We start from the raw sequence: 13,492 nt of genomic DNA on the forward strand, positions 1-13,492 counted from the left end.
GGGGGGGCTTGTCAAACCGGGCTGTTCCCCGGGACCCGGATTCAGGATGTTTCAGGCCGCTTCAAGGACACGCCCGTGCGGTGCCCGGAACATGGCGGTGGCCCGGGGCGCGGCCCGGGTCATCAGCCCACTTCAGGAGGACTCGCACATGGCCATCACCATGCAAGGCAGCTGGACGGTGCAGGTGCGTGCCCGCAACGCGGCCTATGCGCAGCGTGTCGTCATCGACGGCGCGGACGAGGGCAACGGCGTGCACGACGGCCTCGTGGGCCAGCGCTTGTATGTGAAGGGCGCGCACTGGACGCTGCACGTGCAGCACCGGCCGACGCGTCAGGCGTGGCGCGACTCGACATTGCGGCTGGGCCTGCCCAGTGTGGAATCGGGGCTGCTGCGGGTGGAGATCGGCTCCAACGATGGCGGGCTCGACGAGGCGTATGACGACCTCGTGCTCGACTGCTCCCTGCCCATCGCCCGCTGCGAGCACGTGGTGTACGGCGAAGTGACGGCCCATGACGCGGCCACCCCCTTCAACCCGCGCCGCGACGACTACCTGGTGATCGACGCGCCGGTCGACGTGCCGGCGGTGTGTGCGCGTCACCCGGCGCTGGAGGCGGTGCTCGGCAAGCTCTACCCCCAGCGCTGGCGGACGACGGCGGGGATGCACGGCGACCTCACCCCGCTGGTGTTGCCCAACGGGCTGCCCACAGCCGCAGTGGGCTTGCGCTTCGAGTCCCGGCTCGACGAAGCCGATGGCTGTGGCGCCGATCAGGACACGGCGGTCCGGATGCTGCAGGCGTCGGTCGGACGCGTGCCCTTCCAGGCCCATGCGATGGAAGCGGGCGCGACCATCCTGACGCAGGCCGAGTTCGGTGCCATCGCCCACTTGCGCGACCAGCTGATGCGGCAGCCGTGCGACACCGTCCCTGCCGCGTCGTTGATGCTGCGGTTCGAGCGCTACCACCGCAGCGCGAGCGAAGCGGCCGGGGGCGCCTATCGGGGCACGGGGCTGCGCGAGCAACTGGGCCACGCGATCACCGACGGGCAGGGGCGCTATCTCTTCCGCTTCCGGCAGTCGCGTGGCGGAGTCTCGCCGGATCTGCTGGTGCAAGCCAGTGCGCCGGGCTGTGCGCCCTGCTTCGAAACCGCGCCCTACGACCGGGTGGCCAACCTGCGCCGCATCGACCTGTGTGTGCCGCTGGAAGCCTGCGCGATGCCCGCGCTGCGCCCGCGCTTGCAGCCCGTGCCGGCACCCGAGCGCGAACAAAAAAGGGCTGCCGAAGCAGCCCTTTGCAGGAGGCGTTGCTCTTGATCAGAGCAGCAGCCGAGCCTGGACGTCTTACATGTCCATGCCCATGCCGCCCATGCCACCCATGCCGCCCATGCCACCACCGGCGGCCGGAGCGTCGTCCTTCGGGGACTCGGCGACCATGCACTCGGTGGTCAGCATCAGCGAAGCGACCGACGCGGCGTTTTGCAGCGCGGTGCGGGTCACCTTGGTCGGGTCGAGAATGCCCATCTCGATCATGTCGCCGTAGGTGTCGTTGGCGGCGTTGAAGCCGTAGTTGCCCTTGCCGTTCAGCACGGCGTTGATCACCACGCTTGGCTCGCCACCGGCGTTGGCGACGATCTCGCGCAGCGGGGCTTCGATGGCCTTCAGGATCAGCTTGACGCCGGCTTCCTGGTCGGCGTTGTCACCCTTGATGGTGCCGGCCGCTTGGCGAGCACGCAGCAGGGCCACGCCACCACCGGCGACGATGCCTTCTTCCACCGCAGCGCGCGTGGCGTGCAGGGCGTCTTCCACGCGGGCCTTCTTTTCCTTCATCTCGACTTCGGTGGCAGCACCAACCTTGATGACGGCCACACCGCCGGCCAGCTTGGCCACGCGCTCTTGCAGCTTCTCGCGGTCGTAGTCGCTGGTGGCTTCTTCGATCTGCACGCGGATCTGCTTGACGCGGGCTTCGATGTCGCCAGCGGCACCGGCGCCGTCGATGATGGTGGTGTTTTCCTTGCCCACTTCGACGCGCTTGGCTTGGCCGAGGTCGGCCAGCGTGACCTTCTCGAGCGTCAGGCCCACTTCTTCGGCGATGACCTTGCCGCCGGTCAGGATGGCGATGTCTTCCAGCATGGCCTTGCGGCGGTCGCCGAAGCCAGGGGCCTTCACGGCCACGACCTTCAGGATGCCGCGGATGGTGTTGACCACGAGGGTGGCCAGCGCTTCGCCTTCGACTTCTTCCGCAATGATCAGCAGCGGACGGCCAGCCTTGGCAACTTGCTCCAGCGTGGGCAGCAGGTCACGGATGTTGCTGACCTTCTTGTCGTAGAGCAGGACGAAGGGGTTGTCGAGCAGTGCAGCCTGCTTCTCGGGGTTGTTGATGAAGTAGGGCGACAGGTAGCCGCGGTCGAACTGCATGCCTTCGACGACTTCGAGTTCGCTGTCGAGCGACTTGCCGTCTTCGACGGTGATCACGCCTTCCTTGCCGACCTTGTCCATCGCGTCGGCAATGATCTTGCCGATCGACTCGTCGCTGTTGGCCGAGATCGAGCCGACTTGTGCGATTTCCTTGCTGGTGGTGGTGGCCTTCGACGCCTTCTTCAGCTGCTCGACCAGGGCGGTGACCGCCTTGTCGATGCCACGCTTCAGGTCCATCGGGTTCATGCCGGCCGCCACGTACTTCATGCCTTCGCGCACGATGGCCTGGGCCAGCACGGTGGCGGTGGTGGTGCCGTCACCGGCGTTGTCGCTGGTCTTGGAAGCGACTTCCTTGACCATCTGCGCGCCCATGTTCTGGAGCTTGTCCTTGAGCTCGATCTCCTTGGCGACCGAGACACCGTCCTTGGTCACGGTGGGGGCGCCGAACGAGCGCTCGAGCACCACGTTGCGGCCCTTGGGGCCCAGGGTCACCTTGACGGCGTTGGCGAGGATGTTCACGCCTTCGACCATGCGGGCACGGGCTTCACCGCCGAAGACCACGTCTTTTGCTGCCATGTTTGTATCTCTCCGAATTCAGTTGGGTTGGAAGGTGCGGGGAGAAGGATTACTTCTCGACCACGGCGAAGAGGTCTTCTTCGCGCATCACCAGGAGCTCGTCGCCGTCGACCTTGACGGTCTGGCCGCTGTACTTGCCGAACAGGACGCGGTCGCCCACCTTGATGTTCAGGGCCACGAAGTCGCCCTTCTCGTTGCGCTTGCCGGGGCCGACGGCCAGCACTTCGCCCTGGTCGGGCTTCTCGGCGGCGTTGTCGGGGATCACGATGCCCGAGGCGGTCTTGGTTTCGTTTTCCAGGCGCTTGACGATCACGCGATCGTGCAACGGACGAAGTTTCATAGCATCTCCTTGAGGACTCAAAGCCGAGTTCTGAATGGGATGAGCACGCAAGTTTGTGCTCATGTACTTTGCCGAAAGCCATGCCGCGAACGGGCCGGCAATCTGGTTAGCACTCAGCGCCGCCGAGTGCTAGCAGCGGAATTATAGGGGTGCGCCAAGCGCTTTCAAGAGGGTGGCGCCGCCTTCAGTGCCCGTCGTCCGACGCGTCGCCGGCCGATTCACCCGGCGCGGGCGGCTTGGCAGGTACGCGGTAGCTTTCGCTGGCCCAGGCGCCGAAGTCGACGTTCTTGCAGCGCTCGCTGCAAAACGGCCTGAAGGCGTTCTCGGGGGCATAAACACTTTCGCCGCCGCAGGTCGGGCAGGTCACGATGCGGCGTTTTGCCGGAGAGGGCGTCGGGGCAGAACTCATCTCGAAGCTCAGGAGCAAAGGGTGAGTTCGAAACTGGTGTCGACCCCGGCGGGCTTCAAGCGGCCTTCGGCGTCTTGCCGCATCAGGCGCACCAGCACCATCAGGCGATGGCCACTGATCTCGGGAATCAGCTGGGGTGCCGGATCGATGCGCAGGCGCAGCAGGTTGAACACGCGTCCCGCCGGGAGGCTTTGCTGGAACTGGCCGCCTTGCGTCACCACCTTGTGCGGCGTGCCTGCGTCGCGTAACAGGCTCAGCAGCACCTTGAGGGCTTCCGCGAGCGGCATCAACGTCGTGACCCATTGCTTGAGGTCGGCGCGGCGCCGGGCCGGTTCCTGCTGCTGCCAGGCGTAATAAGCGGGCAGATCGAACTCGCAGGTGCCACCGGGAATGCTGATGCGGCTGCGCACGCTCATCAACCACTCGTTGCTGGTCAGCGCGTGGCCGGCCTTGCCGGGCAACTGGTTGAGGCCGTTGAAGGCGTGGTCGATGGTGGCGATGACCTGGTCGAGCGTGGCGTCGGACACCGACGGATTGCCGCGGAAGCTGTTGAGCTGGCTCTTCTGGCGCTCGAGGTCCTTCAGCAGATCGGACTTGAGATCGGCGCGCGAGGCGACGTCCATGATCTCGAACAGCGTGGCCAGCGCGTAGTGGTGGTCGACGGTCTCGTCACGCGGCATCAGGCGACCGAGGCGGTCGAACAGGTGTTCGAGCCGCAGCATGGTGCGGATGCTTTCGTTGAAGGGGTACTCGTAGAGGATCAAGTTGGACGTGCTCCGCTTGACCCGCGGGATTGTTCCACAGGGCTCCACTGCGCCAGCAGCAAGTCCACTTGCGTGGCAAGCTCGTCGAGGGTGAGGCCGTCGTTGTGGATGACCGCATCGGCGCAGGCTCGGCGCCGTTCGCGGCTGGCCTGCTGGGCGATGACAGCGAGCACCGCGTCGCGTGACCAGCCGGAGCGGGTCATGACACGCATGACCTGCGTTTCAACCGCGCAGTCGACGACCAGCACACGGTCGACACGGGTGCGCCAGTGCGATGACTCGACGAGGAGGGGGACGTCGAACACGGTGGTTTTCCCTGCGGCGGCTAGGGCCTGACGATTGCACTCCAGGCCGATCATCGGGTGCAGGATGGCTTCGAGGCGGCCCTTGGCTTGGGCATCGGCGAAGACCCGCTCTCGCATGCGGGCGCGGTCGAGTCCACCGGATGCATCGATCGCGCTGGCGCCGAACTCGGCGCGAATGGCCTCGATGGCGGCACCCCCTGGCGACGCCAGCGAGCGTGCGATGGCGTCGGTGTCGATCAGCACGGCGCCGCGCTCCACGAGCGCTCGGGCGACGGTGCTCTTGCCGCTGCCGATGCCGCCCGTCAGGCCGATGTGCAAGCCGCGCCCGGTCCGCATCGCTCGTGTCTGCCGTGGGCCGGGAGGGTCACGCCCACCCCAGCCATCCGAGCACCCGCTGCGGGCCGGCCAGCATCACCGCGATGCCGCCACCCGCCAGAAAGGGCCCGAACGGCACATAGCGCCCCTCGCGCAGGCCGCTCGAGAGTTTCATCCCGATGCCGACGATGGCGCCTATGACCGAAGCGCTGAGCACGATGGGCAGGATCATCTGCCAACCCAGCCAGGCTCCCAGGGCCGCAAGCAGTTTGAAATCCCCGTAGCCCATGCCTTCCTTGCCGGTGGTGAGCTTGAAGAGCCAGTAGACGGACCACAGCGAGAGGTAGCCCACGATGGCACCCCACACGGCATGCGGCAGCGGGACGGTCAGGCCCAGCAGGCTGCACAGCAGCCCGGCCCACAACAGAGGGTAGGTGAGGACGTCGGGCAGCAGCGTCGTGTCCCAGTCGATGCCGGACAAGGCGACGAGCACCGCCACCGCAGCACACCACGCGAGGGCTGTGAGCGTCGGGCCGAATCGCCAGGCGACCGCCGCGAAGAGCGCTGCGGTGAGGCATTCGACGAAGGGATAGCGTGGGGAGATGCTCGTCTTGCAGGCGGCGCAGCGGCCTTTCAAGGCGAGGTAGCTCAGGACGGGCAGGTTCTCGTACCAGGCGATCTGATGACTGCATGCCGGGCAACGGGAGCGGGGGTGGGTCAGCTTGAGGGCCGGCTGGGCTGCAAGCGCCTCGGTCAGTGACTTGCCGAGATGTTCGTTTTCACGGCGAGGCTTCGTTCCAAAGACCCTGCTGTAGGCCTCCGTGTCGACGAGCTGGTCGGCGATGTCGCGCCACCAGCTTCGATCCAGCATGATCGGCAGCCGGTGGATGACGACGTTCAAAAAGCTGCCGATGCAAAGGCCCAGGAGCCCGAGCACCCACGGCGACAGCCAAATTTCGGAGTCGAAGGCTGCGGTCACCTCGTCAGACCACTGCACCCAGCTTGAAGATCGGCAGGTACATGGACACCACGATCCCGCCGATCAGGACGCCCAGAATGACGATGATGAACGGCTCCATCAGCGACGACAGGCCCTTGACAGCTTCATCGACTTCGTCTTCGTAGAACTCGGCAGCTTTGCCCAGCATGGCGTCGAGCGAGCCGGATTCCTCGCCGATGGCGCACATCTGGATCACCATCGTGGGAAATACGCCGGTGGTTTGCATGGATGCCGTCAGGCTGGCGCCGGTCGACACATCTTTCTGGATCTGGTCTGTAGCATCCTTGAAGACGGCATTGCCGGAGGCCCCGCCCACGGAATCCAGCGCCTCGACCAGCGGAACACCCGCCGCGAACATCGTGGACAGCGTTCGGGTCCAACGGGCCACGGATGATTTATTGACCAGGTCGCCGAACACCGGCACCTTGAGCAGCAAACGATCCATGGTGCGTTGCATGTTTTCGGAACGCTTCCAGGACTCCAGGAAGAAATAGATGCCGCCGCCCAGGAAGCCGAAGATGGCCCACCAGTACTTGGTGAATATCTCCGACATGCCGATCACAAACAGCGTCGGAGCGGGAAGATCTGCGCCAAAGGACTTGAAGACGTCCTTGAACACCGGAATCACGAACAGCATGATGATTGCCAGCACCACGAACGCCACGACCATCACGGCCACGGGGTAGATCAAGGCGGACTTGATCTTGTTCTTGATGGCCATCGTCTTTTCTTGGTAAATGGCCAGACGATCCAGCAAGGTATCGAGAATACCGCCCGCCTCACCCGCTTCGACCAGGTTGCAATAGAGCGCGTCGAAATAGAGGGGGTGCTTGCGGAACGCCGACGAGAGGCTCGTGCCGGTCTCGACGTCGCTTCGGATGTCGATGAGCAGCTTGGTCAACTTCGCGTTGGTGCTGCCCCGGGCGACGATGTCAAATGCCTGCAGCAGCGGCACACCCGCGCGCATCATGGTCGACAACTGGCGCGTGAAGATGGCGATGTCTTTCTGCTTGATCGCCTTGCCGCCGGTGGTGCGACGCTTCTTGACCTTGGTGATCAGGATGCCCTGCCGGCGCAGGCTCGCGCTGACCATGGCCTCGCCGCCCGCGCGGATCTCCCCGCGGACCACTTTGCCGTTTTTGTCCTTGCCTTCCCATTCGAAGACAAATTCCTTGACGTTGCGTGCCGCGGTTGCTGCTGCAGTTGCCATGGTTCTTGCGAGGAGACTTCCGTCCTCGTCCCTTTGATAAGTGATCGGTTGCCGAAAGCGTGGCGCGTGCGGCTTATTCGTTGGTCACCGAGATGACCTCTTCGAGTGTCGTGAAGCCTGCGCGCACCTTGACGAGGCCGGACTGTCGCAGATCGCGAACGCCGTCACTCGCGGCCTGTTGCGCAATGTCCATCGCGGTTCCTTCGGACAGGATGATGCGCTGAATTTCCTCGCTGACCGGCATCACTTGGTAAATACCGACCCGACCCTTGTAGCCGTTGCTACAGGCTGAACATCCCACGGCGCGATACGGCCGCCAAGTGCCGTCCAACGCATCTTCGGTGTAGCCAGCCTTCAGCAATGCTTCGCGTGGGTACTCGGCCGGTGCCTTGCAAGCCTCGCACAGGCGTCTCGCCAGGCGCTGCGCGGTGATCAAAAGCACGCTGGACGCAATGTTGAACGGCGCCACACCCATATTCAGCAAACGGGTCAGGGTGGTCGGGGCATCGTTGGTGTGCAGCGTCGACATCACCATGTGGCCGGTCTGTGCAGCCTTGATGGCGATGTCGGCAGTCTCGAGGTCGCGGATCTCACCGACCATGATGATGTCCGGATCCTGGCGCAGGAAGGACTTCAGGGCCGCCGAGAAGGTCAAGCCGGCCTTGTCGTTGACGTTCACCTGGTTGATGCCAGGCAGGTTGATTTCCGCGGGATCTTCGACGGTCGAAATATTGACGCCGGGCTGATTCAGGATGTTCAGGCAGGTATAGAGCGAAACGGTCTTGCCGCTGCCCGTCGGTCCCGTCACAAGAATCATTCCGTAAGGGCGCGCAATGCACGCCAACAGCCGTTCCTTCTCGATCTTTTCGTAACCCAGGGCTTCGATGCCCAGCTTCGCGCTGGACGGGTCCAGGATACGGATGACGATCTTCTCGCCAAACAGGGTGGGCAAGGTGCTGACGCGAAAGTCGATCGCCTTGTTGCCGAATTTCAGTTTCATGCGCCCGTCTTGGGGGACGCGCTTTTCTGCAATGTCGAGCCTCGAGATCACCTTGATGCGAGACGCCAACTTGTCCTTGATGGCGATCGGGGGTTGGGTGATTTCACGCAGCTCGCCGTCGATCCGAAAACGAACGCGGTAGTGGTACTCGTAGGGCTCGAAATGAAGGTCTGACGCACGGGCGTTGATCGCATCGATCAGCATCTTCTGCAAGAAGCGCACAACAGGTGCGTCTTCGACATCCGCCGTGACCTCTTGTGTTTCGGTGCTTGCAGTGGTGTCGTCGTCGGATACGTCAAACTCGAAGTCGCCACCGACGATGTTGTCGAGGGATTCTGCGGCGCTGACCCCTGCGCTTTCCAGGATCTTCGAAAGCTTGTCGTGCTCGACGATGACCCACTCAGGCGACAGTTGGGTGGCGAATTTGATGCGCTCACCGGCCTCTTGATCCGTTGGGTCGGCGCCGCCAATGAAGAGGCGGTTGCCGCGCTTTCCCAGGACCACGATCTGATACTGGGCCGCCAACTTTGCGTCGATGATCGCGCGCGGAAGTCGCTGTGGGTCAACGGCATTGAGATCCAATAGCGGCAGTGCCAGTGCGCTGGAAAGGGTGTGTGCCAGCTCAGCGGGGGTCAGCGCACCTGCAGCCAAGACGGCTGACAGGAAGCTGGACTTTTTCTCTTTGGAAGACTTGACGAGGTCTTCGGCTGCCTTGGCATTCAGCTTGCCCGCATGCACAAGAACCCGCGCGACGCCAGACAGTGCGGATTGAGGGGCTTCGGCAAGGGTGTCCACAGGTAGAGGTGTGCGTTACGTCACGACGGCAACATCAATTGATGATCGCCGATCTACCTGGGGCTGTAAACCTGAGTGCTACGAAGCAGCGGCAAGAAGTCACGAGTCGCGCGATGAGCGCTGCAACAATTTGCTTCCGAGTCTAGGAATCTGGTCGGGGTGAGAGGATTCGAACCTCCGGCCTCTACGTCCCGAACGTAGCGCTCTACCAGGCTAAGCTACACCCCGAAGAAAAGGGGCCTCGAGAAGGCCCGCTTGGTTCGATCGGATCAAGACGAACGCTCAACCGACCGAGCGCAAAATTCTAGCAGAGCTTCTCGATAGTTCGTTCGTGGGAGTGACGCCAAGTTGAGGCGCGCTTTTTCTGCTTCTGAACGTGCGGCATCGCGCGTCGCGTCGAGTGCGCCTGTTGAGCGAACGATGGCCACGATGTCCTGCAAGCGGCTGACCTCTCCTTGCTCGATGGAGTGGCGGATCATCAGTCGGTCTGAATCAGAGGCGCGCTCCATGGCAATCAGCAGCGGGAGCGTCGGCTTGCCTTCGCGCAGGTCGTCGCCCACGTTTTTGCCAAGTTCGCTGGTGGATCCCTCGTAGTCGAGCAGATCGTCCACCAATTGGAATGCAGTGCCGAGATGGCGCCCATACGCGGCGCAGGCTTCTTCGGTCACCTGATCTGCGTCTGCGAGCACGGCTCCCAGCCGCGCACTGGCCTCGAACAACTTGGCCGTCTTGAAGCGAATCACCTTGAGGTAGTCATCCACTGCAAGATCGGGGTCGTGCATGTTCATCAGTTGCAGCACTTCTCCCTCTGCAATGACGTTGGTGGCGTCTGCCAGGACATCCAGGACGCGCAGGCGATCGACCGACACCATCATCTGGAACGCTCTCGAGTACAAGAAGTCGCCGACCAGCACGCTGGCAGCGTTGCCGAACAATGCGTTGGCGGTTGCGCGCCCCCGGCGAAGGGCGGACTCGTCGACCACATCGTCATGCAACAGGGTCGCGGTGTGGATGAATTCCACAACTGCCGCCAGCTCAAACCGCTCCCTTCCTCCAAACCCCAATGCGTTGGCAAAGAGCAACACGAGCATGGGGCGGATGCGCTTTCCGCCGGCGCTGACGATGTAGTGCGAGATCTGGTTGACGAGCACAACGTCCGAGGCCAGCCGGCGCTGGATGACCGCATCGACCTCCTTCATCTCGGGCGCCATCAGGCGGATGGGATCGGTGTCCGGAGTCGAGGCAGTTAAAAGATTGGGTTGCACAGCGGCGCTCAGAATGTGGCGGCAATTATAGAAAGAGCGCTTTGTCGCTCTGCGGCACGCTTGCGAGCCGCTGCCTCACCAACCTCCGGCTTGCGTTGGTTCGACGGCACCCGGCGCGCGTGGTATACTGACGGGCTTCACGTTTTGCGTGGGGTGTCTGGCGCTTCTTGCTGGGCAATTCATGAAAGGGCTGATATGTACGCGGTCATAAAAACCGGCGGCAAACAATACAAGGTTGCTGCTGGCGAAAAGATCAAGGTAGAACAGATTGCTGCGGATGTTGGCCAAGAGATCACGATCGACCAAGTTCTGGCAGTCGGCAGCGGCGCAGATCTGAAGGTCGGGACTCCCTTGGTTTCCGGCGCGAGCGTCAAGGCCACCGTTGTGGCACAAGGCAAGCACGACAAGGTGCGCATCTTCAAGATGCGTCGCCGCAAGCACTATCAAAAGCGGCAAGGTCATCGCCAGACCTTTACCGAGCTTGAGATCAGTGCAGTGAACGCCTGAAAGGAGTCAAACCATGGCACAGAAAAAAGGCGGTGGTTCCACCCGGAACGGCCGTGATTCCCAACCAAAGATGCTTGGCGTGAAGGTGTTCGGCGGCCAGGCAGTTCCGGCCGGCTCCATCATCGTGCGCCAGCGCGGCACCAAGTTCCACGCGGGTGCCAACGTTGGCACCGGCAAGGACCACACGCTCTTCGCGCTGGTCGATGGTGAGGTCAGCTTCGCCGTCAAGGGCCCGCGCAACCGCCAGACGGTGAGCGTGAAAGAGCTGGGCTGAAGCCTCTTCGTCAGGTTAGGCTCACATGAGCCCCGGTTCGCCGGGGCTTTTGTTTTTGCGCACCTTTGCGCCCGTCGCAGCGCTCCGTTACCTTAGGCGCCTGTGTAAGACCGAGATCGTTCAGTCATGAAATTCGTTGACGAAGCCACCATCGATGTGGCGGCCGGCAATGGCGGCAATGGCTGCATGAGCTTCCGCCGGGAAAAGTTTTTGCCCTTCGGCGGGCCCAATGGCGGTGACGGCGGGCGGGGCGGCAGCGTGTTCGCTGTCGGTGATCGCAATCTCAATACGCTGATCGATTTTCGCTACGCGCGCCGGCATGAGGCTCGCAACGGCGAAAACGGTCGTGGATCCGACCAATACGGTGCCGCAGCCGACGACATCGTGTTGCGCATGCCGATGGGCACCATCATCACCGACCTCGACACCGGGAACGTTATCGCCGAGCTGCTGGTGCCCGACGAAAAGGTGTTGTTGGCCAAGGGCGGCGACGGCGGGTTTGGCAATCTTCACTTCAAGACGAGCACCAACCGCGCGCCGCGACAAAAGACGCCGGGCTGGCCCGGCGAGCATCGCAAGCTCAAGCTGGAGCTGCGGGTGTTGGCCGACGTGGGCCTCCTGGGTATGCCAAATGCCGGCAAGTCGACGCTGATTGCGGCGGTCTCCAACGCACGGCCCAAGATCGCGGACTACCCGTTCACAACCCTGCACCCGAATCTCGGCGTCGTGCGGGTGGCTGCCGAGCAGAGCTTCGTGGTGGCCGACGTACCGGGGCTGATCGAAGGGGCCTCGGAAGGCGCGGGTCTCGGCCATCTGTTCCTGCGCCATCTGCAGCGCACACACCTGCTGCTGCACGTGGTCGACATGGCACCGTTTGACGACAACATCGACCCGGTGGCGCAGGCCAAGAGCATCGTGGCCGAACTCAAGAAGTACGACCAGGCGCTCTACGAGAAGCCGCGCTGGCTGGTGCTCAACAAGCTCGACATGGTGCCGACCGAGGAGCGCGAGCAGCGGGTGAAAGACTTCGTGAAGCGCTTCAAGTGGAAGGGCCCGGTGTTCCAGATCTCCGCATTGACGCGGGAAGGTTGTGAGCACCTGGTGCAGGCCGTCTATCAGCATGTGTCCAAGCTGAAGAACGTGGTGCCCGACGATCCCGATCCACGCTTTGCCGATCCCACGCGTGACCTCGAGCCCTTGCCATGACAGACGCCCTGAAGAATGCCAAACGCATCGTCATCAAGGTTGGCTCCAGCCTGGTGACCAATGAAGGCCGCGGTCTGGATGCGCAGGCCATCGGCAATTGGTGCCGCCAGATGGCCGCGCTCGCGGGGCAGGGTCGCGAGGTCGTGATGGTGTCCAGCGGGGCGGTTGCCGAAGGCATGAAACGCCTCGGCTGGGCTGCACGCCCCAAGGAGATCCATGAGCTGCAGGCAGCGGCGGCCGTGGGGCAGATGGGGTTGGCCCAGATTTACGAAACCCAGCTGCGCCACTACGACATGGGCAGCGCGCAGGTGTTGCTCACGCATGCCGACCTGGCCGATCGCGAGCGCTATCTCAATGCGCGCTCGACGCTCTTGACCCTGCTGCGCCTGAAGGTCGTGCCAGTCATCAACGAGAACGACACGGTCGTCAATGACGAGATCAAGTTCGGCGACAACGACACCCTGGGTGCCTTGGTGGCCAACCTCGTGGAGGCCGATGCATTGATCATCCTCACCGACCAGAAGGGCCTGTATTCAGCCGACCCGCGCAAGGACCCTAACGCGCGCTTCATCCATGAGGCCGAAGCTGGCACGCCGGAGCTGGAGCGGATGGCTGGAGGCGCGGGTTCGAGCATCGGGCGTGGCGGCATGATCACGAAGGTGCTCGCCGCCAAGCGCGCCGCGAGCAGTGGCGCGTCGACCGTGATTGCCTGGGGGCGTGAGCCCGATGTGCTGCTGCGCCTCGCCGCCGGTGAAGCCATCGGCACTGCGCTCACGGCCTCGACCGCCAAGCTGGCCGCGCGCAAGCAGTGGATGGCCGATCACCTGCAGCTTCGCGGTGCCGTCGTGATCGACGACGGCGCGGTCGCCAAGCTGCGCGATGAAGGCAAGAGCCTTCTACCCATCGGCATGGTCGAGGTGCAAGGCGAGTTCGTGCGGGGCGACGTGATCGCTGTGCGCGACAAGTCGGGCCACGAGATCGCACGTGGCTTGGCGAACTACGCCAGCTCAGAGGCCCGCCTGATCGCTCGCAAGCCGTCGAGCGAGTTCGAGCGTCTCCTCGGGTTCACTGGTGAACCCGAGATGATCCACCGCGACAACCTCGTCCTCGCCTGAC

At 63.5% G+C, this 13,492-nt stretch carries 14 protein-coding genes and 1 tRNA gene; 5 read left to right on the forward strand and 10 right to left on the reverse strand.

The window, feature by feature from the left end; all coding sequences use genetic code 11:
* Positions 1–148 precede the first annotated feature (148 nt).
* Entirely contained in the window at positions 149–1,309 is a 1,161-nt protein-coding gene (locus tag KF892_20785; GenBank protein ID MBX3627459.1) for a hypothetical protein, read from the forward strand.
* Between the two features lie 27 nt (positions 1,310–1,336).
* On the opposite strand, the gene groL is transcribed toward KF892_20785, so the two are convergent.
* The 10 genes from groL to ispB all read right to left on the reverse strand — a co-directional run bounded on the left by groL (position 1,337) and on the right by ispB (position 10,335).
* The gene (gene groL / locus KF892_20790; GenBank protein MBX3627460.1) at positions 1,337–2,986 is read right to left on the reverse strand and encodes a chaperonin GroEL; all 1,650 of its coding nucleotides are present in this window, start codon (positions 2,984–2,986) and stop codon (positions 1,337–1,339) included.
* Between the two features lie 49 nt (positions 2,987–3,035).
* The gene (gene groES / locus KF892_20795) at positions 3,036–3,326 is read right to left on the reverse strand and encodes a co-chaperone GroES (GenBank protein ID MBX3627461.1); all 291 of its coding nucleotides are present in this window, start codon (positions 3,324–3,326) and stop codon (positions 3,036–3,038) included.
* 184 nt (positions 3,327–3,510) lie between these two features.
* Entirely contained in the window at positions 3,511–3,735 is a 225-nt protein-coding gene (locus KF892_20800; protein MBX3627462.1) for a DNA gyrase inhibitor YacG, read from the reverse strand.
* An 8-nt stretch (positions 3,736–3,743) separates the two neighbouring features.
* Positions 3,744–4,499, reverse strand: a complete 756-nt coding sequence (gene zapD, locus KF892_20805; protein MBX3627463.1) for a cell division protein ZapD — start codon at positions 4,497–4,499, stop codon at positions 3,744–3,746.
* Complete coding sequence (coaE, locus tag KF892_20810) at positions 4,496–5,140, reverse strand: dephospho-CoA kinase (GenBank protein ID MBX3627464.1); 645 nt, start codon at positions 5,138–5,140, stop codon at positions 4,496–4,498. Before coaE ends, zapD begins: the two co-directional genes overlap by 4 nt.
* A gap of 28 nt (positions 5,141–5,168) precedes the next feature.
* Entirely contained in the window at positions 5,169–6,116 is a 948-nt protein-coding gene (locus KF892_20815) for a prepilin peptidase (GenBank protein MBX3627465.1), read from the reverse strand.
* On the reverse strand, positions 6,103–7,329 hold the full coding sequence (locus tag KF892_20820) for a type II secretion system F family protein (protein MBX3627466.1): 1,227 nt from the start codon (positions 7,327–7,329) through the stop codon (positions 6,103–6,105). Before KF892_20820 ends, KF892_20815 begins: the two co-directional genes overlap by 14 nt.
* 73 nt (positions 7,330–7,402) lie before the next feature.
* Positions 7,403–9,124 carry a type IV-A pilus assembly ATPase PilB gene (pilB, locus tag KF892_20825; GenBank protein MBX3627467.1) on the reverse strand — a complete coding sequence of 574 codons (1,722 nt, stop codon included), beginning with the start codon at positions 9,122–9,124 and terminating at the stop codon, positions 7,403–7,405.
* A gap of 151 nt (positions 9,125–9,275) precedes the next feature.
* Positions 9,276–9,352: transfer RNA gene (locus tag KF892_20830), tRNA-Pro, on the reverse strand.
* 41 nt (positions 9,353–9,393) lie between these two features.
* A complete protein-coding gene (gene ispB, locus KF892_20835; protein ID MBX3627468.1) occupies positions 9,394–10,335 on the reverse strand; it encodes an octaprenyl diphosphate synthase in 942 nt (313 codons plus the stop codon).
* Between the two features lie 249 nt (positions 10,336–10,584).
* Between ispB and rplU the strand changes: the two genes are divergently transcribed.
* The 4 genes from rplU (at position 10,585) to KF892_20855 (ending at position 13,491) form a co-directional block, all read left to right on the forward strand.
* Positions 10,585–10,896 (forward strand): 50S ribosomal protein L21, encoded by a 312-nt coding sequence (gene rplU, locus KF892_20840; protein ID MBX3627469.1) that lies wholly within the window; start codon positions 10,585–10,587, stop codon positions 10,894–10,896.
* A 13-nt stretch (positions 10,897–10,909) separates the two neighbouring features.
* Entirely contained in the window at positions 10,910–11,170 is a 261-nt protein-coding gene (gene rpmA / locus KF892_20845) for a 50S ribosomal protein L27 (GenBank protein MBX3627470.1), read from the forward strand.
* A 126-nt stretch (positions 11,171–11,296) separates the two neighbouring features.
* Positions 11,297–12,376 (forward strand): GTPase ObgE, encoded by a 1,080-nt coding sequence (gene obgE / locus KF892_20850; GenBank protein MBX3627471.1) that lies wholly within the window; start codon positions 11,297–11,299, stop codon positions 12,374–12,376.
* Entirely contained in the window at positions 12,373–13,491 is a 1,119-nt protein-coding gene (locus KF892_20855; GenBank protein ID MBX3627472.1) for a glutamate 5-kinase, read from the forward strand. Before obgE ends, KF892_20855 begins: the two co-directional genes overlap by 4 nt.
* Position 13,492: the final 1 nt, after the last annotated feature.

Source organism: Rhizobacter sp. (genome assembly GCA_019635355.1).
Lineage (GTDB): Bacteria > Pseudomonadota > Gammaproteobacteria > Burkholderiales > Burkholderiaceae_C > Rhizobacter.

Bases quoted from the DNA above. Each gene is read 5' to 3' on its own strand.
- KF892_20785 (MBX3627459.1), top strand. From the start codon at position 149: ATGGCCATCACCATGCAAGGCAGCTGGACGGTGCAGGTGCGTGCCCGC.
- groL (MBX3627460.1), bottom strand. From the start codon at position 2,986: ATGGCAGCAAAAGACGTGGTCTTCGGCGGTGAAGCCCGTGCCCGCATG.
- groES (MBX3627461.1), bottom strand. From the start codon at position 3,326: ATGAAACTTCGTCCGTTGCACGATCGCGTGATCGTCAAGCGCCTGGAA.
- KF892_20800 (MBX3627462.1), bottom strand. From the start codon at position 3,735: ATGAGTTCTGCCCCGACGCCCTCTCCGGCAAAACGCCGCATCGTGACC.
- coaE (MBX3627464.1), bottom strand. From the start codon at position 5,140: ATGCGGACCGGGCGCGGCTTGCACATCGGCCTGACGGGCGGCATCGGC.
- KF892_20820 (MBX3627466.1), bottom strand. From the start codon at position 7,329: ATGGCAACTGCAGCAGCAACCGCGGCACGCAACGTCAAGGAATTTGTC.
- ispB (MBX3627468.1), bottom strand. From the start codon at position 10,335: ATGGCGCCCGAGATGAAGGAGGTCGATGCGGTCATCCAGCGCCGGCTG.
- rplU (MBX3627469.1), top strand. From the start codon at position 10,585: ATGTACGCGGTCATAAAAACCGGCGGCAAACAATACAAGGTTGCTGCT.
- rpmA (MBX3627470.1), top strand. From the start codon at position 10,910: ATGGCACAGAAAAAAGGCGGTGGTTCCACCCGGAACGGCCGTGATTCC.
- obgE (MBX3627471.1), top strand. From the start codon at position 11,297: ATGAAATTCGTTGACGAAGCCACCATCGATGTGGCGGCCGGCAATGGC.
- KF892_20855 (MBX3627472.1), top strand. From the start codon at position 12,373: ATGACAGACGCCCTGAAGAATGCCAAACGCATCGTCATCAAGGTTGGC.